Below are 25,173 nucleotides of genomic sequence, written 5' to 3'. Positions count from 1 at the left end.
GCACAATGTGATTGCGAGAACGACATGCTGCTTTTTATCGTAAAACGCCTGCTGTGGATGATACCGTCCCTGTTTGCCGTCAGTTTCCTTGCCTTCGTCCTGATCCAGCTGCCGCCCGGCGATTATGTGACGACCTATATCGCCACACTGGCCGCTTCCAACGAAGTCATCGACCACAATACGGCGGCGCAGCTGCGCGAACGTTTCGGCCTCGATGACCCGATGATCGTGCAATATCTGAAATGGATATGGGGCATCGTCAGCCGAGGCGATTTCGGCATTTCGTTCGAGTGGCAGCAGCCGGTTTCAGGCCTTATCTGGGAGCGCATGGCGCTGACGCTGGTTCTGGCCATTGCCAGCCTTCTCGCAACCTGGGCCATCGCGCTTCCCATCGGCGTCTTCTCCGCCGTGCGCAAATATTCGATTGGCGATTATCTCTTCACTGCCTTTTCTTTTTTCGGCCTTTCCATACCCTCGTTCCTGCTGGCGCTGGTGCTGATGTATGTCGCGGCGGTGGAGTTCGGGGCCGATGTCGGCGGGCTGTTTTCCGCGGAATATGAAACGGCGTCCTGGAGCATTGCCAAGATGATCGACCTCATGGCCCATATCTGGCTGCCGGTCGCCATCCTTGCTGTCTCCTCCACCGCAAGCCTCATCCGCGTCATGCGCGCCAATATGCTGGACGAATTGCCCAAGCCCTATGTGACCACGGCGCGGGCGAAGGGATTGTCGGAGTTCAAGCTGCTGACGAAATACCCGCTCAGAATTGCGCTCAATCCGTTCATTTCCACCATCGCATGGCTGCTGCCCAATCTCATTTCGGGCTCCGTGGTGGTCGCCATCGTGCTCAATCTGCCGACGGCCGCGCCGCTGCTTTTGCAGTCGCTGATGGCGCAGGACATGTATCTCGCCGGCGCTTTCGTGCTGCTGATCTGCGCGCTGACGCTGATCGGATCGCTTATCAGCGACATCCTGCTTGCGCTGGTCGATCCGCGCATCCGGCTCGAATAGGAGGGCGCCATGAGCGATATCACCATGACCACCAATGCCCGGCAGGACCGCGCCGCCGTCGCCTCGCAGTGGCAGCTCATCTGGTGGGCCTTCAAGCGCCACAAGCTGGCCATGGCCGCCCTGTTCATCACCATCGCCATGTATATCGTCGCGCTGGTGCCCGGCTTCTTCGCCATCAACGATCCGGTGTTGCAGAACGCCCGCGCCACCTTCCATCCGCCGCAACGCGTCCACTTCATCGATACGACCGAGGGTTTCTCGCTCGGGCTGCATTATTATCCGCTGAAGCTGACCCGCAATCCTGAAACGCTGGCGGCGGTCTTCGTCGAAGATACGGCTAAGAAAATCCCGGTCCAGCTTTTCGGTCGCGGTTACGAATATTCCGTATTCGGCCTGTTCAACACAAATATCCACCTGCTGGCATCCACCGATAAAACGCGCCCGCTCTTCCTTTTCGGCGCGGATCGTCTCGGGCGCGATGTCTTCAGCCGCGTGGTGCAGGGGGCGCAGGTCTCCCTGTCGATCGGTCTTGTCGGCGTGTTCTTCTCGTTGCTGCTCGGCGTCGTTCTGGGAGGCATTTCAGGATATTACGGCGGCCGCATCGATTTCGTCATGCAGCGTGTGATCGACTTCGTGCTGTCGCTGCCCACCATTCCCATCTGGCTGGCGCTGGCCGCCGCCCTGCCGCAGGGTTGGCCTGCCACGCTGCAATATATGATGATCACCATCATCCTGTCCCTGACCGGCTGGGCGCAGCTTGCCCGCGTCGTGCGCGGCCGGTTCCTGTCGCTCAGGACCGAAGAATTCGTGGCCGCGGCCCGGCTGGATGGCGTGCCGGAAGGGCGCATCATCTTCCGCCATATGCTGCCCAGTTTTTCGAGCCACATCATCGCCTCGGTCACGCTTGCGGTTCCGGCGATGATCCTTGCGGAAACATCGCTGTCCTTCCTCGGTCTCGGCCTTCAGCCGCCCACCATTTCCTGGGGCGTGCTGCTTCGCGAGGCGCAGAATATCCGCTCGATTGCGACTGCACCCTGGCTGTTCCTGCCCGGTGTGGCGGTCGTCATTGCCGTCATGGCGCTCAATCTGCTCGGCGACGGCCTGCGCGACGCAGCCGATCCCTATAATAAGTGAGGCCCCGGATGAGCGACATTCTCTCCATGAAGCCAGCCAAGCCGCTGCTTGAAGTCCGCAATCTGGTCACTGAATTTCCGGTCAGAAACGGCGTTTTCCGGGCGGTCAACGATCTGTCTTTTTCCATCGATCCCGGCAAGACCCTCTGCGTCGTCGGCGAAAGCGGTTCCGGCAAATCCGTCACCGCCCGTTCGATCCTGCAGATCATCGACAGCCCCGGCCGCATCGCGTCCGGGTCGATCATCCTCAACCGCGCCGACGGCACCTCTCTGGATCTGGCAAAACTCGATCCGCGCAGCCGGGCGATCCGCTCGGTGCGCGGCGCTGATATCGCGATGATTTTTCAGGAGCCGATGTCGTCGCTTTCACCCGTGCACACGGTCGGCGACCAGATCACCGAGGTCCTGCGCCTGCATCTGAAGATGAGCAAGGCACAGGCGCGGGCCGAGGCCATCGAGTTGCTGCGGCAGGTGGAAATTCCCAACCCTGAAAAGGCACTGGATCGCTACGCCTTCCAGTATTCGGGCGGCATGCGCCAGCGTGCCATGATCGCCATGGCGCTGGCCTGCAAACCGCAACTGTTGATCGCCGACGAACCGACGACGGCGCTCGATGTGACGACGCAGGCCGAAATCCTCGACCTGATATCGCGACTGCAAAAGGCGCACGGCATGGCGGTGCTGTTCATCACCCATGACATGGGCGTGGTGGCGCAGATTGCCGATGACGTGCTGGTCATGCATCACGGCGTCGCCAAGGAATATGGCACTGTCGATGAGATATTCCACAGCCCGCAGGATGCCTATACCCGCATGCTGATCGGCTCCGTGCTGAAGCTGGAGCAGAAGGCGGAAATCCGGCTTGCGCGGCCTCCGCTCGATCTCACGGCCGCGCCGGTGCTCGAAGTGAACGACCTTTCCATGCATTTCGGTGAGATGAAGGCGCTGGATGGCGTGTCGATCAAGCTATTGCCGGGCGAGACGCTCGGCATTGTTGGCGAAAGCGGTTCCGGCAAAACCACGATGGGCCGCTCCATCATGCGCCTTTACGATCCGACCGGCGGCGCGATGCTCTATCGCCGGGCGGATGGCAGCGTGGTCGATCTGGCCAGGATCGAAGGTGCGGAGCTGAAAGCCGCACGGCGTGAACTGCGCATGGTCTTCCAGGACCCGTTCGGCTCGCTCAATCCGCGCATGACGGTGGCGCAGGTCATCGGCGAGCCCTTGCTGGTCAACGGCATTGCCAGGGGGAGGGAGTTGGATGAGCGTGTCTGCGCCCTGATGGAGCAGGTGGGTCTCGATCCGGCCGGGCGTGAGCGTTACCCGCACGCCTTTTCCGGCGGCCAGCGCCAGCGCATCGGCATCGCCCGCGCCATCACGCTGAAGCCGCGTATCATCGTGGCGGATGAGGCAACCTCGGCGCTGGATGTCTCGGTGCGGTTCCAGGTGCTGGATCTCTTGATGCGGCTGCAGGACGAGCTTGGCCTCGCTTACATCTTCATCAGCCACGATATCGGCGTGATCAGATACATGTGCGACCGCGTCGGCGTGATGTATCGCGGCAAGCTGGTGGAGGTGGGAGACGCCGAAAAGGTCTGCAACGCGCCGGATCATCCCTATACGCAGGCGCTTCTTTCCGCCATTCCGCGCCCGGACCCGCGCGACCGGGACCGCACCCGCAGATTCCGCTACGTCGAACCATCCGAAGTCAAGAACGGGGCCGTCGCGCGATAGTGCCGGGCCTGCTGCACGCTGCAATTCATGAGGAAGACTGAAGCATGAAAATCGATCGCATGCGGGTATTCGTCACCCGCGACAAGGACCGCCCCCGCGTCATCGTCGCTCTCGATACCGATGACGGTTTGACCGGCTGGGGTGAATGTTACAATCACGGCCCCGATCTCGCCCTGCCGCCGGTGCTGGACTACCTCTATAGCTTCCTTGCCGGGCAGGACCCGACGCGGGTTGAGTATCTCTACAACCTCCTGCTCCAGCAGAACCGCTTTCCACCCGGAGCGCTCGGTCTGTCCGCCATCTCGGCATTAGACCATTGCATATGGGACCTCGCCGCCAAGGCGGCGGGCGTGCCCGTCTACAAGCTGCTGGGCGGTGAAGTACGCGACCGTATCAAGGTCTATGCCGGTGTCTATACGGCCCCGGATGCGCCGGCGGCAAAGGAGGAGTTCGACCGTCTCAACGAGGATTGGGGCTTCACGGCCTTCAAGCTCAGCCCGTGGCGCCTCGATATTCACGCCCATCGCTGGGGAGAGGTGGTGCGCAGTTCCGCCGAATATTTCCGCTCGCTTCGCGAGACTGTGCGGCCCGACTATGACATCGCCTTCGACGCCCATGCCAAGATTTTCGAGCCAGCGGCCGCCCGCCAGCTTGGCAATGCGCTTGCCCCTTACGATCCGCTGTTCTTCGAAGAGCCTTTGCGTCCCGAAAATATCGAGATGTGGAGAGACCTGAAACAGGGGCTGAACTGCACGCTGGCGACGGGTGAAAGTCTCTATAATCGCAATGAGTTCCTGCGTCTTCTTCAAGTGAAGGGTGCGGATATCATCCAGCCCGACATCTGCGTCGTCGGCGGCATTTCGGAGATGCGCCGTATCGCCACGCTCGCGGAAGCCCATTTCGTCAGCATCGCGCCGCATAACCCGATGGGCCCGCTCGCCACCGCCGTTAATGTGCACTTCTCCGCCGCCCAGCAGAATTTCCGCATTCTCGAATACCGGCTGCCGAAAGGGCAATGCTACGTTTATGGCGGCACCGATCTTGAAAAACGCGAGGACGAAACCCGTTATGTCGTCGACCCCTATCTGCCGAAGGACGGATATCTGGAGCTGAGACCCGACCGCCCCGGCTGGGGTGTGGACATGGATGAAAAAGCCATGCAGGAAGATGGCTATGTTCACTGGCAAAGACGGGTGCCGAAACGGCCTGACGGCTCCTATGCCTTCGCCTGAAACGGTTGCGATTGCCTGCGGGCGGCTCTCCGCCCGCCTGCGCCCCGCCTGGGGTGGCAGGATGACCCATCTTCGGCACTCGGACTACGGCGATATTCTAGCGCCCACAACGGAGCAGGAGTTCGAGCCGTTCAACTGGCCGAGGGCCGGCGCATATCCGCTGTTTCCCTATCACAACCGGCTCTATGGCGGGTCCTTCGCCCATGCGGGTATCCGCCATGACCTGCTGCCGCATCCGGTGCTTGCGCCTGACGCCATGCATGGCCCGGCTCACCGCCGGCCGTGGGAGATTTCAGATCTGTCTTCGGATCGGGTCTCACTGGTACTGGACTACGAGGCTGACGGAGAGTGGCCGTTTTCCTTCCGCGCCGAGCAGTTTTTCCTGCTTGAAGACGACAGCCTTACCGTGGAACTGTCGATAACCAATCGCGCGAGTGTGCCGGCGCCGATGTCGCTGGGCTGGCATCCTTATCTGGCGGCCGGGCTCGGTTGCGACGCGCGGACGGACGCCAAACTGCAATATCCTCTGGATGCGCAGAACGTGCCAACCGGCCAGCCGCCGGCACCTCGTCCGAAACCCGCCATTCCCGCCGCAACGGGATACACATTGCATTTCACCGATTGGTCAAGCGCGCAGGTCGACTTCGACAGGTTTTCACTACGGCTCGAAGCCGATCCCGTTTTCGGCCATCTCGCCGTGCACCGCATGGAGCGCTATCTCTGTCTTGAGCCCGTTTCCATGGCCGCCGGAGCGCTTGGTTTGCCGCAGGCGCAGCGGGAAGGGCGGGGGCTCGGGACTGTTGCCCCCGGCGAGCGCCTGTCGGGGCGTATCAGGCTCTCCATCGATCTTTAGGAGGGGCGGGGTGCGTCCATGACGCCTAACCGCCCATCGCCCTCCGTTCAACTTCAAAAAAACGCCACATGCCCATATTTTGAGCGCCAGTTATTGCCGCTTAAAAATAAGCTTGACGGCGGCAAGAATTTCTCACCAAATGAACCAATGTAAGATTGGTTCAGTAAATGGTGCGACGTGACGGTGAACCCCAACGACAACTCCAACTACGCGCTGGCGAAGTTGCGGGAGTACATTCAGGCGCAGGATCTTGCGAAAGACCGTCGCCTGCCGACGGAGCGGGCATTCGCGGAAACCTTCAATGTCGGCCGGCGTGCGGTCCGTCGCGCTCTTGAGGTTCTGGAAGCCGAAGGTCTGATCTGGCGACGGCAGGGGGCGGGAACCTTTGTGGGTGAAAAGCCGGACGATTGGTCCGCCCAAGTGACGGAACTGGTCGCCGGCACGGATATCATGGAAATCATGGAAGTTCGTCTGCGCATCGAGCCGCAGCTGGCGCAGCTTGCGGCCATGCGCGCCAAACCCGCCGAGGTGGAACGCATGCGCGCCCTCGTCCAGAAGACCGGTCAGAGCACGGATGCCGACGCCAAGGAGTTGTGGGATGGTTCGCTTCACCGCCAGATCGCCCAGAGCGCCGGCAATAAATTGTTCCTGTCCATCTTCGATGTCGTCAACCGCATTCGCCAGGACGATGCATGGCAGTCGATACGAGAACTGGCGCGCCGCAGCGGCACGAACGGCAAGGCGTCCTTCGAGCAGCACATAGCGATCGTCGATGCCATCGCCGATCGCGACCCTGCAAGAGCCGGCGAAGCGATGCGCCAGCACCTGCTCATGCATCAGGAAAGGCTGATCCGGGCCACCTCGCTCGGCTTTCTGGAGGAGAAAACCGGAGAAGACATTGCCGCCCGCAGCACGGGCGATGCCGATAATCCGCTCACGCCGGCCTCGTAAGCCGCAGAGCAGACCTGCCGGCCTTTCAGGGCCGGCCAATGAAAAAACAAAGATAACCTGACCAGAGGATAGAACATGAAGAAAATCAAGACATTGACCGCGGCCTTATTGGCCGGTGCATTCCTGTCCACGCCGGCCATCTCGTCCGAATTGCGCATCGGCCTTAACGATGACGCCGACGTTCTCGACCCTGCGCAATCGCGCACCTTCGTCGGGCGTATCGTTTATACCGCCATGTGCGACAAGCTCGTCGACATTTCGCAGGACATGAAGATCGTTCCCCAGCTTGCCACAGAATGGGCCTGGTCCGAGGGCGGCAAGGTGCTGACGATGAAAATCCGCGACGGCGTGAAATTCCACGACGGCGAGACACTGGATGCGGCGGCTGTCGTCGCCACCATCGAGCGCAACATGACCCTGCCGGAATCCCGCCGCAAGAGCGAGCTTTCCTCGGTCGAAAAGGTCGAGGCCACCGGGCCGCTTGACGTCAAATTCACCCTGAAGACGCCTGACGTCACGCTGCTGGCGCAGCTTTCCGACCGCGCCGGAATGATCGTCGCGCCGAAGGCGGCCAAGGAACTGGGCGCGAATTTCGGTTCGAAGCCGGTCTGCGCCGGGCCGTTCAAATTCGTCGAGCGCATCCAGCAGGACCGTATCGTGCTCGAGAAATTCGCCGATTATTGGGACAAGGACAAAATTCTGGTCGACAGGGTCGTTTATCTGCCGATCCCCGATACGACCGTGAAGCTTGCCAATCTTCGCTCGGGAGACCTCGATATCGCCGAGCGCATCTCGGCCTCCGATGCCGAGTCCGTCAGGAACGACGCCAATCTGACCTATGCGGATGTCATCGGACCGGGCTACATGGCCATGTATGTCAATATCAACAATGGTTCGCGTGCGGATAATCCGCTCGGCAAGGACAAGCGCCTGCGCCAGGCCTTTTCCTATGCGATAGACCGGGAAGCGATCGGCCAGATCGTCTTCGAGGGTACATCAAAGGCAGGCAATCAGGCTTTTCCGCCCACAAGCCCGTGGTTCAACCAGAACTTGGCCGTGCCGGCGCGCGATATCGACAAGGCCAAAGAGCTGATGAAGGAGGCGGGTTACGAAAAGCTCGACATCGAGCTTCAGCACGCCAACAACACCACGCAGACGCAGATGATGCAGGTCATCCAGTCGATGGTGGCCGAGGCCGGCTTCAACGTCACCCTGAAGGCCACGGAATTTGCGACGCTTCTGTCCGAGCAGACGGCCGGCAATTACCAGCTCAGCCGCTCCGACTGGTCGGGACGTATCGATCCCGATGGCAATTTGCACCAGTTCGTCACCTGCAAGGGCGGCATCAACGATGTGAAATATTGCAATCCCGAGGTCGACAGGCTGCTGAATGAGGCCCGCGCCTCGACCGAAGATGCGGTGCGCAAGGAAAAATACGATGCCGCAAGCGTCATCCTCAACGATGACATGCCGATCATCTATCTCGGTCACCAGCCCTATGCCTATGCCATTTCCAACAAGGTCAAGGGCTGGGCGCCGTCGCCGGATGGCATGATCCGCCTTCTCGGCGTCTCCAAGGACTGAACGCTTCGCATGCGCCGCACGGCCTTACCGTGCGGCCCTCACGAATTGGCACGAACGAGGGCCATGCCATGCCTGTTTATATCGGCAAGCGACTGCTGGTCGCGATCCCGACGCTTCTGATCATCTCCATCTTCGTCTTCTCGCTGCAAAAACTCCTGCCGGGCGATCCGGTGCTCGCCATGGCTGGCGAGGAGCGCGATCCGGCGACGATTGAATTCCTGCGGGAGAAATATCGCCTCAACGACCCCGTTCCACTTCAGTATCTCAACTGGCTGGGCGGTGTGGTGACGGGTGATTTCGGCATCTCGCTGCGCACCAACCAGCCGGTGCTGGAACTGATCGGCCAGAAGCTGCCGGTCACCATTCAGCTGGCCGTCATGGCGATGTTCTTTGCCATGGTCATCGGCATTCCCATCGGTATTCTGGCCGCCGTCAAGAAGAATACGTGGATCGACTACACGGCCAATATCGTGGCGCTTTCCGGCCTCTCCATCCCGAATTTCTGGCTCGGCATCATGCTGATCCTGCTGGTTTCGGTCAAACTCGGCTGGTTGCCGGCATCCGGTTATGAATCGATCTTTGTCGATCCCGTGCGTTCCATTGAAACCATGATCATGCCGGCCTTCGTGCTGGGCAATGCGCTTGCGGCAACGCTGATGCGCCATACGCGTTCGGCGATGGTGGCGGTGCTCAGTTCCGATTATATCCGCACCGCCCGCGCCAAGGGTCTTTCGCCGCGCGAGATCATCCTGTCGCATAGTTTCCGCAACGCGCTTCTGCCCGTCATCACGCTGCTGGCGCTGCTCTTCGGCGAATTGCTGGCCGGGGCGGTGCTGACGGAGCAGATTTTCACCATTCCCGGCTTCGGCAAGATGACGGTCGATGCGGTGTTCACCCGCGATTACGCCGTCGTGCAGGGCATCGTTCTTTGCACCGCCGTCGGCTTCATTCTCATGAATCTTCTGGCCGATATTGCCTATGTCCTGCTCAACCCTCGCCTCAGGGCGACGATCTGAGGCCCCGATATCATGACCGTTCTCGATCAAAACCTCTCCGTAGCGGCGACGCGGCAGGAAAGCCGCGCCTGGAAGAAGATGAAGCGCAACAAGTCGGCGCTTGTCGGCATGGTTATCGTGCTGTTTTTCGCCGTACTTGCCATCGCCGCGCCGATCCTGCCGATTGCCGATCCGGTGGCGACCAGCTGGTCTGCCATCCGCAAGGCGCCCTCGGCCGCCCATTGGCTCGGCACCGACGATCTCGGCCGAGACATCCTTTCCCGCATGATCTATGGCGCGCGCGCCTCGCTGATGGCGGGCGTCGTCTCGGTCATGATCGCGGTGGTGATCGGCGTGCCCTTTGGCCTGATTTCAGGTTATTTCGGCGGCTGGGTGGATATGGTCATATCCCGCATCACCGAAGCGTTGCTGGCCATGCCGTTTCTCATCATGGCGATTGCGCTTGCCGCCTTCCTCGGTCCGAGCCTCACCAATGCGATGATCGCCATCGGCCTTTCCGCCATGCCGATTTTCGTGCGGCTGACGCGCGGGCAGGTGCTGGCGGTCAAGACCGAAGACTATGTCGAAGGCGCAAGGTCCATCGGCCTCAACCACATCGATATCATGACACGTTACATCCTGCCGAATGTCTTCGCCCCCATCATCGTGCAGGCGACCCTGACGGTCGCGACCGCCATCATCGCGGAGGCGAGCCTTTCTTTCCTCGGTCTCGGCCAGCAGGCGCCGGCGCCCTCCTGGGGTTCGATGCTGAATACCGCGAAGAATTTCTTGAGCCAGGCGCCGTGGATGACGATGTGGCCCGGCATCGCCATCTTCCTCGTCGTCATCGGCTTCAATCTTCTGGGCGACGGTCTGCGCGATGCGCTCGATCCGCGCGAAGCATGATCTTTTACAAGGAAATATCCGAATGAATGAATTCACCACACGCCCTGAAATCCTTGGCACCTTCGGCGTCGTCACCTCGACGCACTGGATCGCGTCGGCCGTCGGCATGGCGATCCTCGAAAAAGGCGGCAATGCTTTCGACGCTGCCGTCGCCACCGGTTTCGTCCTGCAGATTGTCGAGCCGCATCTTTGCGGTCCGGGCGGAGATATGCCCGCCGTGTTTTATTCGAAGCAGAAGGACAAGGTCGAAGTCATCTGCGCACAGGGCCCGGCCCCGAGCGGTGCGACGATTGAACATTACACGTCGGAAGGGCTGAAGCTGATCCCCGGCGACGGGCTGCTCGCCACCGTCATTCCCGGCGCTTTCGATGGCTGGATGCTGATGCTGCGCGACTATGGCACGATGAGCGTGCGCGAGGTGCTGGAACCCGCCATCTATTATGCCGAACACGGGCATCCGACATTGCCGCGTGTCTCCGCCACCATCAAGGGTCTGGCCGATTTCTTCGAGAAGGAATGGCCGACATCCCATGAGACATGGCTGCCGGGCGGCGCGGCACCCGAGCCTCACGCCAACTTCCGAAATCCGGTTCTGGCCGCGACCTATCAGCGGATCGTCACCGAAGCCGAAGCGCGCTCCGGCCGCGAAAACCAGATCGAGGCGGCACGCGACGCTTTTTATCGGGGTTTCGTAGCGGAAGCTATCGACAGTTACGTGAGGACGGCGGAAGTCATGGATGCCAGCGGTGCTAAGCACAGGGGCGTGCTGACGGCGCAGGATATGGCGGACTGGAGCGCGGCCGTGGAAGCGCCGCAGACGCTCGACTATCACGACTGGACGATTGCCAAGACGCCCGCCTGGGGGCAGGGTCCGGTTCTGCTGCAATCACTTGCGCTTCTGAAAGGCTTCGACATTGCGGCCATGGACCCCTCCGGTCCCGATTTCATCCACACCATCGTCGAAGCCATGAAGCTCGCTTATGCCGACCGCGAGGTCTATTACGGTGATCCTGAATTCGGCCAGATCCCGACGGAATATCTCCTGTCGGAAGGCTACAATGCCGGACGCCGTGCGCTGATAAGCGGCGAGGCCTCGCTGGAGCTGCGCCCCGGCACCGTGCCGGGTTACGAAAAGCAGGTGGACGCGACCATGGCCATGCTGGCCGAGATGAGCGGCACCGGCACGGTCTACGAGCCGACCATGTCGCATCTGACGGAGAAGCGCGGCGACACGGTGCATATCGATGTCATCGACCGCTGGGGCAACATGGTCTCCACCACGCCCTCCGGCGGCTGGCTGCAATCCTCGCCCATCGTGCCCGGCCTCGGCTTCGCGCTCAATTCCCGCGCCCAGATGTTCTGGCTGAAGGAAGGCCTGCCGACCTCACTTGCACCGGGCAAACGCCCGCGCACCACGCTGACGCCTTCGCTTGCGCTTCATCAGGGGCGTCCCTCCATGGTGTTCGGCACGCCGGGCGGCGATCAGCAGGACCAGTGGCAACTGCCCTTCTTCCTGCGTTATGCCCATCACGGCAAGAACCTGCAGGCCGCCATCGACATGCCGCTGTTCCATACCGCGCATTTTCCGGGTTCGTTTTATCCGCGCACCAGTTCGCCGGGTGAAATCACCGTGGAGAGCACCGTGGGCGAAGCGACCTTGCAGGAGCTTCGCCGCCGCGGGCACCGCGTCACGGTTGCCGATGCATGGTCGGTCGGGCGGCTCACCGCCGCGCGTCGCGATGCGGATGGTCTGCTGCGTGCCGCTGCAACACCGCGGCTGATGCAGGCCTATGCGGTAGGGCGGTGACACCATGGAGACAAACCCCGTCCTTTCCGTCCGTAACCTCACCACCTCCTTCCTCGTTGATGGCGCATGGAAGAGCGTCGTGCGCAACGTGTCCTTCGATGTCGCGCCCAGCGAAACCGTCGCGATTGTCGGCGAATCCGGCTCCGGTAAATCGGTGACGTCGCTGTCTCTCATGCGCCTGCTTGCCCCGGCCTCCAGCCGGATCGAGGGTGAAGTGCTGCTCAACGGGCGCGATCTTCTTGCGCTTTCCGAAAGAGAAATGCGCGGCGTGCGCGGCAACGATATCTCGATGATCTTTCAGGAGCCGATGACCTCGCTCAATCCGATCTTCACCATCGGCCGCCAGATTTCCGAAGTGCTCATCCGGCACAAGGGGCTTTCGAAGCAGGAGGCGCGGGCGGAGACGGTGCGGCTTCTGGAAAAGGTTCGCATTCCCAACGCCTCCGGTCGTTTCGACGAATATCCGCACCAGTTTTCCGGCGGCATGCGCCAGCGGGTGATGATCGCCATGGCGCTCGCCTCACGGCCGAAACTGCTGATCGCCGACGAGCCGACGACGGCGCTCGACGTCACCATTCAGGGCCAGATACTCGATCTGATCAAGCTGCTGCAGGAAGAGGAGGGCATGTCCGTTCTCTTCATCACCCATGACATGGGCGTCGTGGCTGAAATCGCCGACCGGACGATCGTGATGTATCGCGGCGATGAGGTCGAGACCGGACCGACCGAGGACATCTTCCGGTGTGGCAAACATCCCTATACACGGGCGCTGCTTTCGGCGGTGCCGAAGCTCGGCTCGATGCGCGACCGGCAATGGCCGACACGGTTTCCGGTGCTCGACATGAAAACCGGCCTTTCGAGCGAGCCGCAGGAGGTGGCGGGGACGGTTGCGAGCGGGCAGACGCCGGTTCTGTCGGTCAGGAACCTTGTGACGCGTTTTGCCATCCGCTCCGGCCTGCTGGCACGCCAGACGGGCGCAGTCCATGCGGTGGAAAACGTCTCCTTCGATCTGTTTCAGGGGGAAACGCTGTCGCTGGTGGGTGAATCCGGCTGCGGAAAATCCACCACCGGCCGCTCGATCATGCGGCTTGTGGAGCCGACGGCCGGCGACGTGTCGCTCGACGGTTATGACGTGATGCGGCTCGATACGGTCGGCCTGCGCAATATGCGCAAATCCGTGCAGATGATCTTTCAGGACCCGTTCTCGTCGCTCAATCCACGCATGACGGTGGGCACGGCGATTTCAGAGCCCTTCATCAAGCACAAACTGGGCAACACCAGACAGGCGAAGGAAAAGACTGCCGATCTTCTCGAAAAGGTGGGCCTGTCTGCCGATATGGCCAGCCGCTACCCCCACGAATTTTCGGGCGGTCAGCGCCAGCGCATCGCCATTGCCCGTGCGCTTGCGCTCGATCCGAAGGTTATCGTCGCCGATGAAAGCGTCTCGGCGCTCGATGTTTCGATCAAGGCGCAGGTTTGCAACCTGCTGCTCGACCTGCAACAGAGCCTCAATCTGGCCTTCCTGTTCATCAGCCATGACATGGCGGTGGTGGAACGTGTCAGCCATCGTGTGGCGGTGATGTATCTTGGCGAGATCGTGGAAATCGGCCCGCGTGCGGCGGTTTTCGACAATCCGCAGCATCCCTATACGAAAAAGCTGATGGCCGCCGTGCCGGTGCCGGACCCGGCAAGGCGCGGGATAAGGCGCGGCATATCCAATGACGAGCTGAAGAGCCCGATACGGGCAATAGGATATGAAGCACCGACGCGGAACTACAGGACCGTATCGCCCGGCCACCTGGTGCAGGTGGCCTGAGATGATTGCTGCGGCGTGGATGCTCCGAAGAGGAAGCCGTTATGCGGGGTTCTTGGGCGGAACGCCGCGCAGGTGCTCCATGAGATAGGAATGGGTCGCGGCATTGGCGACGATCAGCGTACCGGTCTTTTCATAGAACTCCGGTCCGCGGCCCCACCAGTCGGTCACGATGCCGCCAGCCTCCTGCACCAGCAGAATGCCGGCTGCCGTGTCCACGAAGCCCGTTTCCTCGTAATAGCCGGTCAGCCGGCCGCATGCGACGTAAGCGCAGGAATTGGCGGCGCTGCCGACCACGCGGACCGCGCCGATGGGCGCACGAATGGCGTCGAGGCGCTGATAGGCGCCGGGATAAAGCTGGAGATTGGGTGTTGGCAGGCCGGTGCCGACGCACATCAGGGCGACATCGGTGCTGGCATTGACCCGCAGGCGCTCGCCGTTGAGATAGGCGCCGTCCCCCTTGATCGCGGTGAACATTTCGTCGGAAACGGGATTGTAGACCAGCCCGCAGATCGTTTCATTCCCGCGGCGAAGCGCGATGGTGATGGTATAGTGCTGGCCGAAGATGAAATTGGTGGTGCCGTCGATGGGGTCGACCAGCCAGCGGTGATCCCGATCCGCCCCTTCGACGGGCGCGAATTCCTCGCCGGTCAGTCCCCAGGGATATTGCCCGAGCAGGCGCTCGCGGATCAGCGTTTCGGAATCCCTGTCCGCATCGGAAACGAAGTCCCCCGGTCCCTTGACGCCGATCTCGATCTCGCGGAAGCGCCTGAAATGGTCGAGCGTCAATGCGCCGGCTTCGCGGGCGGTGGCGACCATATGGTCGAGAATGGTGCTGTAATTGACTGTCATCGGCTGAAAACCTCGGCGAGCCCTTCCGGATCGTCGGTGGTGATCTGGTCCACCTTAAGCCGCAAGAGGCGTTTCACCTGTTCTATGGATTGCGGCGTGACGCTGTTGATCGTCCAGGCATCGACCCGGCGGCCGGTGGCATGGATGGGGGCGATGATATCGACGCCCGCATCCTCGGCGGCAAGCACGATCTCGTAGGCGAGGTAGATCATGTCCGCATCGGGTGCTGTGGCAAGGGCGTCTTCGATGAAGCCCGGATAGTTTCCGCTTGCCTTCAGTGCGGCTAGCGTGCCGCGATGGCAGGGATCATATCCGGTGCGAAGGCCGGGGGCTGAGCCGGCCAGCGTGGCGATGGCGTCGAAATCGCCGCCCGACAGGATCACCGACTTTGCTATTGGCGAAACGCTCGCCCCGAAGCCGCTGACCACCTGCGGGGTAAGCGCCTGCCGGTCTTCCTTGAAATCAAGCTGGAGCAGGGCGTCGGGATGAACGGCGCCCTCGGCAAGCAGGGCGCAAAGGTCTTCGAGCAGCATTACCTTCGCATCGATGGGGTGGCCGTCATTGTCGCGCAAATGAAGCTGGCGCAGGGTGGCTGCGGATGTATCGCGCACCCGGCCGGTGCCGGTGGTCTCCCGTTCCAGCGTCCGGTCATGCAAAACGGCGCAGCCGTGATCGGCATGGATGACGAGATCGACCTCGATGCTTGCACCGAGCCGCATCGCCTCGATGATACGCTCGCCAGTAAAGACCGGATCTTCGGCACGACGCCGGGCGCGATGCCATTTGAGCCATGTTCTGTGGCCGTCGCGGTCGATAAGGATCGGCTGGTTCATGTCAGCTCCGGTAGATTGGGCGGTTGTCGCGATAGGCGGTGACGGCACGGGGCGAAATCTGTACGCCCTGTCCCGTCTGGAACATATCCGGGTGGGCGACCATGGATTTGATCCTTGTACCATCGGCAAGATCAAGGTCGACAAGGCCATGGGTGCCATAGTCCGTCACCCGGTGCACACTTGCTTCCGGCGTTTCGGAAATCGTCAGATCGATGGCTTCCGGGCGAACGGCGAGAATGGCCGGTCCGTCGGAGACCGGAAGCGGCAGGGTGAAGTCGGCGCGCATGAAGTTTCCGTCTGAAACCGCGCCCTCTATCAGGTTCATGGTGCCGATGAAGCCGGCGACGAACGGGGTCTGCGGTTCGCGATAGATCACATTCGGCCGGTCGATCTGTTCAGTCTTGCCGTTCGCCATCACGACGATGCGGTCGGCCATGGAAAGGGCCTCGTCCTGCCCGTGGGTGACGAACAGCGTGGTGATGCCGAGACGCTGCTGAATATCGCGCACCTCTTCCCGCAGCCGCTCGCGCAGATGCTGATCGAGGCTGGCGAAGGGTTCGTCGAGCAGGAGTATTTTCGGTTCGAGAACCAGCGAGCGCGCGAGCGCCACGCGCTGCTGCTGGCCGCCGGAAAGCTGGCCGGTGGCGCGCTCGCCATAACCGGAAAGCCCGACGAGTTCGAGCACGGCCTCCACTTTCTCTCTGATGACGGCAGCCGGCATGCGGCGCAGCCTGAGGCCGAAAGCGAGGTTTTTGAAGACGTTCATGTGGCTCCAGAGCGCGTGGCTCTGAAACACCATGCCGGTCGGCCGCCGCTCTGGCGGCAGGTGGGTGACATCTTCGCCATCGATGGTGATCTGCCCGCCCGTCGGCTGCTCGAAACCGCCGACCATGCGCAGCAGCGTCGACTTGCCCGAACCGGAGGGGCCGAGAAGGCAGACGAGTTCACCATCGGCGACATCGAGCGAGAAGCTGTCGACTGCCTTTGTCCCGCCGGAATAGGTTTTCGTGACGTGGCGGATGTGAAGTACGGACATGATGATTTCCTAACCGCCGAAACCGCGGGCGAATGCGCCGCCACCGATGACGCGGCGGGCGAACATGAGGGCAATGAAGGACGGCACCCAGAGCAGCACGGACAGGACCGCGCCATACTGGATGACCATCTGGTTGTTGATGTAGCTGATCATCAGCACCGGCATGGTGCGGATGCCGGGCGCACCGATCAGCCATGCGCCTTCCGTCTCGTAAAAAGTGCCGACGAAGCTCAGCAGCACGGCCGCGGCGATGGTCGGTCCCGCCTGCGGCAGCGTAATCGACCAGAAGACCCTGAGCGGACTGGCGCCGACATCGCGGGCCGCCTCTTCCATGCGCCGGTCGACGGCCTGAAATGCCGCCACGGGAATCCAGATCATGAACATCAGCGTGCCGACGAGCTGGATGAGAACGACGCCCCAGAAGGTGCCGATGAGGTTGAGCTGCAGGAAAATGGCGGCAATCGCCACCAGAAGCCCGAATTTCGGGAAGGCGTGGCCGGCAAGAAAGGAGAAGAACAGCAGGTTGCGGCCGGGAAAGCTCATGCGCGCAAAGGCATAGGCGGCGGGAAGGCAGATCGCTGCCGAAAGCAGCGTTACCACCGTCGTCAGCCGCAGGCTCAGCATCAGCGCATTCCACACATCGGCGCGGCCGAGCGTCTGGCCCCAGAAGCGGAAACCGAACTGCTGGGGAATGACGTTGGGAAAACGCCAGACCTCGGTGAATGCCCAGGTGCCCACCACAAGCAGCGGCCCGACGATGGCGACGGTGAGAAGGGTGGCGAAAAATATGCCGGGCCAATCCATGCGGGCTCGCGCCCGCGTCAGCGTTGTCATGTCATTTCCCCTGGTTGCGCGCGACCGAACGCACGTAGAACAGGCCGAATGCGATGCAGAAACCGAAAGCGATGACGGCCTGGGTCATGGCGCCGATGGGGTCCTGCACTTCGCGCAGCGTGCGCTGCATGAAGGGGCCGAGCATTTCGGGAGAGGCCGGCCCGAGAAGATAGGGCAGGGTGAAGGAGGAAAAAATGCCGAGCACCGAAAATGAAAGCGCCACGAGAATGGAATTGGAAATGCGCGGCAGGATGATGTGCCAGAAGACCTGAAGCGCATTTGCGCCCACATCCCGCGCCGCTTCCACCGACTGGTTGGCGACGCTGCCGAGGCCCGCGAGCAGGATGAGAACGGTCAGCGGAATATTGTCCCAGACAAGACCGATGACCGGTCCCCACGGGGTGAGATACGGCGTGCGGATTTTCGGCAGGTCGACCGCATTGAGCAATATGTCCACCATGCCGTTCGGCCCGAGAACGCGGATGAAGGCGAAGGCGAGGATGATGGAGGGCACGAACATCGGGAAGATGGCGAGCGCCTGCACATAAGCCGAAAGGCGGCCTTGCGAAAAGCGCAGGTAGAGCGCGATCGGCAGGCAGATTACGAGCAGGAGGATCGCGCAGACCATTGTCGTCCACAACGTCACGGCAAGATTGTCGAGGCTGTAGCGGTCCGAGAAAAAGAAGCCGTAGCTCGAAAGATCGAAACTCGTTTCACCGCTCGCTCCCGTGCGCCAGACGGTGCGGCCGATGGCGTTGATGGCAGGCCAGATGACGAGCCAGATCATCAGGAACACGGGGATGGCGACGAGCAGGAGGCCGACTGGCCTCCTGCCTGCCGTATTGTCGATGAGCGGGCGAACCGCTCCTTCTGCAATCTCGGTCACGACTTGCGGTCGACGTTGGGAGCGACGTTGCGATACCAGCCATCATTGATGGCGGTTTCCCATTTGCCGGCCGGGAAGGTCGGAATGGTCTGCGGGATGATGTCGGCGAAACGCTTGCGCAGGTCGGCCGACACATGGTCCCAGGAAACGCCAGGGAAACCGCCGAGTTCGGTGAGGATCGCGCCCTGGATTTCTTCCGACAGCACGAAATTGGCGAGCTTCAGGGCAGCATCGCGATTGGCGCCGTTGGCAAGCACCACGGCGCGCGAGAAGTCACCGCAAAGCGCCAGATCCTGAAGCTGGACGAGGCCGGTTTCTTGCGGCAGAACGCCCTGATCGATGGCCTTCAGCACCTGATCGGACCAGACAGGGGTCATGGTGACCACGCCCTGCGAAAGCAGCTGCAGCGACTGCGTGTTGCCGGAAGAATATGCGCCTTTGTCATAGAGCGACGGTGCGATGTCCTTGAGCAGCGCCCATGCCTTGCCGAGAGCCTTGTCGCCGGCTTCCTGGGTGTAATTGTCGACCGTGAAGGCCTTGGGGTCGAGACCGTTGGCCTGATGGATGGCGCGGCGGACGAAGTTACCGCCGGAGCCGCCCTTGTCGGGACGGTTATAGACGAACTGGCCGGGATTGGCCTTGATCCATTTGACGAGCTCGTCCCAGGTCTTAGGTGCATCCGCCGGCTTGAGCTTGCTGGTGTCATAGGCGAGCAGAACCTGGCTGCCGCGATAGGGCAGGCTGTATTCGCTGCGGATGGCGAGCGGATTGACGCGCGAATAGTTGGAGAGGCCGGCTTTCGCCATGTTCATATAGATGCCGGCATCGATGCCGCCGGTGGGAAGCAGCGGATCGGCCGTTTCGAAATAATCGGCCTGCGGATCGGTGCCCGTCTGTTTTGCGGCGATGGCGCGTTCGCCGATGGCGGTGATGCCGGCGCTGTCGCCGGCATCGACGAGGTTGAGCTTCAGGCCGGGATTGGCGGCTTCAAAAGCGGGCTTGATCGTATTGGACCAGAAATCGAGGATATTTGTATCCGAACTGGTGTACCAGTCGATCGTGCCCGGAGCGGCGAAGCTCATGCGCGGTGCAAGGGCGAGACCGGCGGCGGCGCCTGCGGCGGACATCATAAAGGTGCGGCGTTTCATCTATGTCTCCGATGTTTTCGGCGCGAGTGGAACTGCTGAGCGCTGGCCCCGGAAAGATGCGGGGAAGGCTCTGGCCGGTCGTTGCACAGCCGTGCATTTTTTGAACGGGCCGGCGGCGGTTCTAATGTCTTTCCATAACGCTTTCGTGACGGTTGCTGCCGACAGGCATCGCCGGCACGCCCTGTCCTGATTGCCGTTCGAAAGCAGGCCCTACTAAAGGCGTTGCCGGGCAGATAGAGTGATCGCGATAGCATTGGAGGGAGGGGAGCGATGATCGCAGCCTATATCGACGAATTCATCATGTTTTGTGCCGGCCTGTGGATGACATGTGTCGGCTTCGGTTATCTGCCGCTGTCAAAAAACACGGTCAATCAGCCGCCAGTTGTTCGTCACTTCAGGTGGATGGGGCCTTTGCTGATCGTCATCGCGTTTGTTCTGGCCCTTGCCAGCTGACCGAAGAATTTTTCGCAAAGAAAAACCCCGCCGAAGCGGGGTCTCGTCTTACCAGGGCTGACGGCCATACCAGTCGTCGATATCTTTCCTGGCCCGGTCCTTTTCGTAACCGTAGCGCTCCTGAATCTTGCCTTCGAGCTGGTCGCGCTTGCCGTTGATGACGTCGAGGTCGTCGTCGGTGAGTTTGCCCCACTGCTCCTTGACCTTGCCCTTCATCTGCTTCCAGTTGCCTTCAACGCGGTTCCAATCCATTGGTGCTCTCCCATTTTTTGGCTTGCACCGGTAAATGTCCAAAGCTGCGCAGGGTTCCCTCCGGCGGCCGGAATGTTCGGCGCAACTGTGGCCTGCTGCCACGAAAAGATCACGATTCATTCAGCCGCAGTTCACCCGGCCGGGCGCTAAATCCCCTCATCCCACAAGGAGGGAGATAAGATGCGCAAGATGATTCTAACCGCCGGACTAATTCTCGGCGCCCTGTTCGGCACCGGCGCCAACGCCATGCCTGTCGGTCAACCGTCCGCACCTTCGGCATCCCACATTCAAAAGGTGGATTATGCCTGCGGACGCGGGTTCCATTTGACCCCGCGCGGCTATTGCCGTCCGAACGGACCGCGTTATGAGCGCGGCTGGGACCGGCGCGACCGCTGGGAAGCTCGCCGTGAATGGCGCGAGCGTCAGGCCAGACGGGAATGGCGTGAGTGGCGCGACCGCAGAGATTATCGCGACTACCGCGACCGTCGCGATTATTATCGATACTGATCGGGCAAGGCCCTCTCCGCGTCGGGAGGGCCTTTTCCATATGGGCCGGTGAGGTCCGTTCGCCCTTGGGAAGGGTGTGAATACAGCGTCCCTGCTGCAAATCCGCACGGCCTTAGACAGAATTGCATTCAATGTGAGGAAACCCGGACGGCAGTTCGGGGTTAGTGCCGTATCACCGTTCATAAGGAGGATACGATGGACATCACCAGACGCACCATTCTCACCGCCAGCGCAGCAACCGCCGCCGCTGCAATCTTTCCCCGCCCGCACGTCGCGCGTGCCGCGCTGCCCTTGACGCAGCCCAAACTTCCTTTCGCCGAGGCCGATCTCGCGCCAGTGATTTCGGCGAAAACGGTGGGTCTTCATTATGGAAAACACCACAAGGCCTATTACGACAAGCTGAACGCGCTTGCCGCCGGCACGCCCTATGCCGACATGGAGCTGGCGGATATCGTGACGCAATCCGCCAAATCGAAAGAGGCGGCGGACGTCAAGATCTTCAACAATGCCGCACAGGCGTGGAACCATGTTGCCTATTGGGATCAGTTCGTACCGGGCGGGCCGAACCGGCCGACGGGCGATCTCGCCGCTTCGGTAGACGAGACCTTCGGTGGCTATGATGGTTTCATCAAACGCGCGGTCGATGTTTCCGATACGGTCTTTGGCACCGGCTGGGTCTGGTTGACGCGCGGCGACGACGACCGGCTCGCACTGATCGGATATGAGGACGGCAAAAATCCCGTCGCTGTCGGTCGCCCGGCCTATCTCGGCATCGACATATGGGAGCATGCCTATTACGTCGATTATGAAAATCGCAAGGCCGAACATATTCGCGCCGTGCTCGACAAGCTGGTCAACTGGCGGGTCGTCGAAGAGCGCCTGAAATCATAACGATCCTTTCTCCTGAAACCTGCCGGGAGCGGCCGGCCGCCTGCGGGTTGCCCTGAGGTGCATTTTAGCTACTATGCACCCATGGCGAGGAGGCCATGTTACAGGAGGGTTCATGATTTACCGGTCTTCAAAACGGCGCATGGTGCTGAAACTTGCCGCTGCGGCGGTTTCTTTCGGCATGCTGGGAACGGCTGCGGTCGCGCAGGGCTTCCCCGATCGAACGATTACTCTGGTCGTTCCTTTCGCGGCGGGCGGCTCCACCGATGTGGTCGCGCGTGTTATCGCACAGAAGATGGGTGATGAGCTCGGCCAGCAGATCGTCGTTGAAAATGTCGCCGGGGCCGGCGGCAATCTCGGCGCTGATCGCGTCGCCCGCGCCGATCCCGACGGCTATACGATCCTGATGGGCACGGTGGCCACCCACGCCCTCAACCCGCTCATTCTCAAGACCAAGCCTTACGATCCGGAAAAGGATTTCACGCCGGTTTCGCTGCTCGTGGTGGTGCCGAATGTGCTGGTCGTCAATCCGAAGCTCAACGTCAACAGCGTGGCGGAACTGATTGCTCTCTTGAAGGCCGAGCCGGATAAACACGCCTATGCCTCTTCCGGCAATGGCACCCCGCTGCATCTTTCCGGCGAGCTGTTCAAGAGCATGGCCGGTGTCAGCATGCAGCATGTTCCCTACAAGGGCGCAGGCCCGGCGCTTAACGATCTGCTCGGCAACCAGATTTCCATCATGTTCGACAATCTGCCGTCTTCGTCCGGACATATCAAATCCGGCACGTTGCGGGCGCTCGGCGTCACGACCAAGGAGCGCGCCTCGTCCTTCCCGGATCTGCCGACAATCGCCGAGACGGTGCCGGGTTATGAGACCTACACCTGGAATGCACTCTTTGCGCCTGCCGGCACACCGGCTGAGGTGGTCGACAAGCTGAATGCCGCCGCCAAGAAGGCGCTTGCCGATCCGGGGGTTGCCGGACGCATGGCGGAATTCAGCGCCAAGATCGTCGCCTCTTCGCCGGATGAGCTGAAAACCCACGTTGCGGCGGAAATCGCCAAGTGGGGACCGGTGGTCAAGGATGCGAATGTGCAGATGGACTGACCGGTAACGGCAGATACCATCGCGATTTTCCGCCGCACATCCTGCCGGTTGCGGACGGAAATGATGGCCTGACAGAACCTTGGCCGATGCTCCTGTCGCATCGGTCAAGGTTTATATCGTCGCACCCAGCCGGTGTGGCCTTTCCGCATCACTCACCAGCCGGTTGCAAAAACCCGCTTGGCAAGCTTCAACCGCTGAGTTACAAATCTCATTACCGCGTCAGATCGAACCAAGGGAGGCGTTGCATGACACCAGCATTCTTCGAAACCCTCCCGCAGGGAATGACCCGACACTAGGTCATATCCATTCGCGGCCCGCCCATCGCGCGCCCGACATGCGGTTTTACTTCCCCCATAGCCCGATTGATCTGACGGGATCACTTCGTCTCCCGCCCGGGCTGTGCCATCCAACTTCCGTTTTGAGGACCGGTCGCCGATTATAGGGCGCTGGGCTGGCAAAAATGACACGCAAGAAGCTCGATTTCCGCGCCGATGCCTATCGACATGTGCTCGGCTTTGTTTTCAACCATTGGCGTCATCGGCCGGCGCTGGTGGGTTTCATCATCGTTCTGGTGATTGCCAGCACGCTGGCCGAAGTGATGGTGCCGGTCTTTTCCGGCCAGATCGTCGATGCCATTGCCGATGGCGCCGGGGCCGGCAACGGGGCGGATAAGGCGCTGCGCGCCTTCGTCATCGTGGTGGCGCTGGGGCTGGTGAGCGTGGTGCTGCGCTGGTTCATCTTCAACGGCATCATCCGGCTGACGCTGAAAATCATGGCGGATGTCGCCAATAACGGCTTCCACAAGGTGCAGCGTTTCTCCACCGACTGGCATGCCAACAGCTTCGCCGGCTCCACGGTTCGCAAGATCACGCGCGGCATGTGGGCGCTGGATTCGCTAAACGACCTGCTGCTCGTCGCGCTTTTGCCTTCCATCGTCATGCTGGTGGGCGCCACCATCGTGCTCGGCAGCTACTGGCCGGTCATGGGCCTGATCGTCGGTCTCGGATCGCTGATCTATATCGGCGTCACCGTCGGCCTTTCCATGGGGTATGTGTCGCCGGCGGCAAGGCTTGCCAATGCCTGGGATACCAGACTTGGCGGCGCGCTGGCGGATGCCATCAGCTGCAATTCGGTGGTCAAGGCCTTTGGTGCCGAGACCCGCGAGGAAACGCGGCTGGGCCATGTGCTGGTGAAGTGGGATAACCGCACGCGCAGGACATGGAAGCGTGGCACGCTGAACGGCACGATCCAGAGCTTCATGATGGTCTCCATGCAGGCCGGCATTCTGGGTACGGGTCTCATCATGTGGCAAAAGGGGCTTGCGACGCCGGGCGACATTACCTTCGTACTGGCGATGTTCTTCGTGTTGCAGGGTTATCTGCGCGATGTGGGGCAGGATATCCGCAACCTGCAACGCGCCGTCAACGACATGGAGGAACTGGTGCTGCTGGACAAGATGCCGCTCGGCATTGAGGACTGGCCGGATGCAGGGCCGATCAGGATTGGAAAGGGCGAGATCGTCTTCGATCACGTTACCTTCCAGTATGGCGCGCATCCCACGCCGCTTTACGATGACTTTTCGGTCACCATCAAGGCGGGTGAGCGGGTGGGTCTGGTCGGCCATTCCGGTTCGGGCAAGACAACCTTCGTCAAGCTCATCCAGCGGCTTTACGACATCAAGTCGGGCGCGATCCGCATCGACGGCCAGAATATCGCAGGCGTCACGCAATCGAGCCTGCGCGGCCAGATCGCCATCGTGCAGCAGGAGCCCATCCTGTTCCACCGCACGCTGGCGGAAAACATCGCCTATGGCCGGCCGGACGCCACGCGGCGTCAGATCGAGCAGGCGGCGAAACAGGCCAGCGCCCATGATTTCATCATGTCCCTTCCCAAGGGTTATGAGACGATGGTGGGTGAACGCGGTGTCAAGCTGTCCGGCGGTGAGCGTCAGCGTGTCGCCATCGCCCGTGCATTCCTTGCGGATGCGCCGGTGCTCATACTGGACGAGGCCACTTCCAGCCTCGACAGCGAAAGCGAAGTGCAGATCCAGCAGGCGATGGAACGGCTGATGGTGGGCCGCACCACGCTCGTCATCGCCCATCGGCTCTCCACGGTCAGGGCGCTGGACCGGCTGCTGGTCTTCGACAGGGGCAGGATTGTCGAAGAGGGTGACCATCAGGCGCTGATCCGCCTCAATGACGGCATCTACCGCCGGCTGTTCGAACGGCAGGCGCTGGAGCTGACCAAGGGCCTGGTGGCCTGAGAAAACGGACGCCGGGGGTATCCTCCCGGCGTTCCCTTCCCGAACATTGAACCCGCGCCACGAACACGCCGCTTTTTTCGCGTAAGGGCGTGTTCTG

Annotated in this window: 23 protein-coding genes; 16 read left to right on the top strand and 7 right to left on the bottom strand. The window is 61.4% G+C overall.

The genetic code is table 11. From position 1 onward, the window contains the following. Positions 1 to 24: 24 nt before the first annotated feature. The 11 genes from EM858_RS15075 (at position 25) to EM858_RS15025 (ending at position 14,022) form a co-directional block, all read left to right on the top strand. Entirely contained in the window at positions 25 to 1,011 is a 987-nt protein-coding gene (locus tag EM858_RS15075) for an ABC transporter permease (protein ID WP_127757115.1), read from the top strand. Between the two features lie 9 nt (positions 1,012 to 1,020). Further along, on the top strand, positions 1,021 to 2,145 hold the full coding sequence (locus EM858_RS15070; RefSeq protein ID WP_127757114.1) for an ABC transporter permease: 1,125 nt from the start codon (positions 1,021 to 1,023) through the stop codon (positions 2,143 to 2,145). A gap of 8 nt (positions 2,146 to 2,153) precedes the next feature. Then, the gene (locus EM858_RS15065) at positions 2,154 to 3,878 is read left to right on the top strand and encodes an ABC transporter ATP-binding protein (protein ID WP_164865444.1); all 1,725 of its coding nucleotides are present in this window, start codon (positions 2,154 to 2,156) and stop codon (positions 3,876 to 3,878) included. Positions 3,879 to 3,922: 44 nt separating this feature from the next. Further along, positions 3,923 to 5,110, top strand: coding sequence for a galactarate dehydratase (locus EM858_RS15060; RefSeq protein WP_127757113.1), 1,188 nt, complete (start codon positions 3,923 to 3,925; stop codon positions 5,108 to 5,110). Continuing rightward, complete coding sequence (locus EM858_RS15055; protein WP_127757112.1) at positions 5,097 to 5,963, top strand: aldose 1-epimerase; 867 nt, start codon at positions 5,097 to 5,099, stop codon at positions 5,961 to 5,963. The genes EM858_RS15060 and EM858_RS15055 overlap by 14 nt, the downstream gene beginning before the upstream one ends. Before the next feature lie 177 nt (positions 5,964 to 6,140). Further along, a complete protein-coding gene (locus tag EM858_RS15050; protein ID WP_127757111.1) occupies positions 6,141 to 6,914 on the top strand; it encodes a FadR/GntR family transcriptional regulator in 774 nt (257 codons plus the stop codon). Positions 6,915 to 6,989: 75 nt separating this feature from the next. Further along, positions 6,990 to 8,498: an ABC transporter substrate-binding protein gene (locus EM858_RS15045; protein ID WP_127757110.1), complete on the top strand. Its 1,509-nt coding sequence runs from the start codon at positions 6,990 to 6,992 to the stop codon at positions 8,496 to 8,498. Between the two features lie 68 nt (positions 8,499 to 8,566). Beyond that, a complete protein-coding gene (locus tag EM858_RS15040; RefSeq protein ID WP_006311351.1) occupies positions 8,567 to 9,514 on the top strand; it encodes an ABC transporter permease in 948 nt (315 codons plus the stop codon). Positions 9,515 to 9,526: 12 nt separating this feature from the next. Next, positions 9,527 to 10,399 (top strand): ABC transporter permease, encoded by an 873-nt coding sequence (locus EM858_RS15035; protein WP_164865443.1) that lies wholly within the window; start codon positions 9,527 to 9,529, stop codon positions 10,397 to 10,399. Positions 10,400 to 10,421: 22 nt separating this feature from the next. Beyond that, positions 10,422 to 12,206, top strand: coding sequence for a gamma-glutamyltransferase family protein (locus tag EM858_RS15030; protein WP_127757109.1), 1,785 nt, complete (start codon positions 10,422 to 10,424; stop codon positions 12,204 to 12,206). Between the two features lie 4 nt (positions 12,207 to 12,210). Then, complete coding sequence (locus EM858_RS15025) at positions 12,211 to 14,022, top strand: ABC transporter ATP-binding protein (protein ID WP_127757108.1); 1,812 nt, start codon at positions 12,211 to 12,213, stop codon at positions 14,020 to 14,022. 39 nt (positions 14,023 to 14,061) lie between these two features. Here the strand turns inward: EM858_RS15025 and EM858_RS15020 are convergent, their stop codons facing one another. The 6 genes from EM858_RS15020 to EM858_RS14995 are packed head-to-tail and all read right to left on the bottom strand — an operon-like array spanning position 14,062 to position 19,608. Then, positions 14,062 to 14,871: an inositol monophosphatase gene (locus tag EM858_RS15020; RefSeq protein ID WP_127757107.1), complete on the bottom strand. Its 810-nt coding sequence runs from the start codon at positions 14,869 to 14,871 to the stop codon at positions 14,062 to 14,064. Further along, positions 14,868 to 15,704 carry a glycerophosphodiester phosphodiesterase family protein gene (locus EM858_RS15015; protein ID WP_127757106.1) on the bottom strand — a complete coding sequence of 279 codons (837 nt, stop codon included), beginning with the start codon at positions 15,702 to 15,704 and terminating at the stop codon, positions 14,868 to 14,870. The genes EM858_RS15020 and EM858_RS15015 overlap by 4 nt, the downstream gene beginning before the upstream one ends. Before the next feature lies 1 nt (position 15,705). Beyond that, positions 15,706 to 16,740, bottom strand: a complete 1,035-nt coding sequence (locus EM858_RS15010; RefSeq protein WP_127757105.1) for an ABC transporter ATP-binding protein — start codon at positions 16,738 to 16,740, stop codon at positions 15,706 to 15,708. Between the two features lie 9 nt (positions 16,741 to 16,749). Continuing rightward, entirely contained in the window at positions 16,750 to 17,574 is an 825-nt protein-coding gene (locus EM858_RS15005) for an ABC transporter permease subunit (protein ID WP_127757104.1), read from the bottom strand. Between the two features lies 1 nt (position 17,575). After that, positions 17,576 to 18,460 (bottom strand): ABC transporter permease subunit, encoded by an 885-nt coding sequence (locus EM858_RS15000; RefSeq protein WP_127757103.1) that lies wholly within the window; start codon positions 18,458 to 18,460, stop codon positions 17,576 to 17,578. After that, entirely contained in the window at positions 18,457 to 19,608 is a 1,152-nt protein-coding gene (locus EM858_RS14995) for an extracellular solute-binding protein (protein WP_127757102.1), read from the bottom strand. The genes EM858_RS15000 and EM858_RS14995 overlap by 4 nt, the downstream gene beginning before the upstream one ends. Positions 19,609 to 19,878: 270 nt before the next feature. Between EM858_RS14995 and EM858_RS14990 the strand changes: the two genes are divergently transcribed. Beyond that, positions 19,879 to 20,061, top strand: coding sequence for a hypothetical protein (locus EM858_RS14990; RefSeq protein WP_020810615.1), 183 nt, complete (start codon positions 19,879 to 19,881; stop codon positions 20,059 to 20,061). A 48-nt stretch (positions 20,062 to 20,109) separates the two neighbouring features. Here EM858_RS14990 and EM858_RS14985 read toward each other — a convergent pair whose 3' ends face one another. Beyond that, positions 20,110 to 20,313 carry a CsbD family protein gene (locus EM858_RS14985; RefSeq protein WP_080818909.1) on the bottom strand — a complete coding sequence of 68 codons (204 nt, stop codon included), beginning with the start codon at positions 20,311 to 20,313 and terminating at the stop codon, positions 20,110 to 20,112. 180 nt (positions 20,314 to 20,493) lie between these two features. On the opposite strand from EM858_RS14985, the gene EM858_RS14980 reads away from it, so the two are divergent. The 4 genes from EM858_RS14980 (at position 20,494) to EM858_RS14965 (ending at position 25,076) form a co-directional block, all read left to right on the top strand. Then, positions 20,494 to 20,820 (top strand): hypothetical protein, encoded by a 327-nt coding sequence (locus tag EM858_RS14980; protein ID WP_020810616.1) that lies wholly within the window; start codon positions 20,494 to 20,496, stop codon positions 20,818 to 20,820. Positions 20,821 to 21,015: 195 nt separating this feature from the next. Then, positions 21,016 to 21,711, top strand: a complete 696-nt coding sequence (locus EM858_RS14975) for a superoxide dismutase (protein ID WP_127757101.1) — start codon at positions 21,016 to 21,018, stop codon at positions 21,709 to 21,711. 112 nt (positions 21,712 to 21,823) lie between these two features. Beyond that, a complete protein-coding gene (locus EM858_RS14970) occupies positions 21,824 to 22,813 on the top strand; it encodes a tripartite tricarboxylate transporter substrate binding protein (RefSeq protein ID WP_003521655.1) in 990 nt (329 codons plus the stop codon). A 460-nt stretch (positions 22,814 to 23,273) separates the two neighbouring features. After that, positions 23,274 to 25,076, top strand: a complete 1,803-nt coding sequence (locus EM858_RS14965; protein WP_127757100.1) for an ABC transporter ATP-binding protein — start codon at positions 23,274 to 23,276, stop codon at positions 25,074 to 25,076. Positions 25,077 to 25,173 lie beyond the last annotated feature (97 nt).

Source organism: Agrobacterium sp. CNPSo 2736, assembly GCF_004005385.1.
Classification (GTDB): domain Bacteria; phylum Pseudomonadota; class Alphaproteobacteria; order Rhizobiales; family Rhizobiaceae; genus Agrobacterium; species Agrobacterium leguminum.
This window is presented reverse-complemented; position numbering and strand designations above follow the sequence as displayed.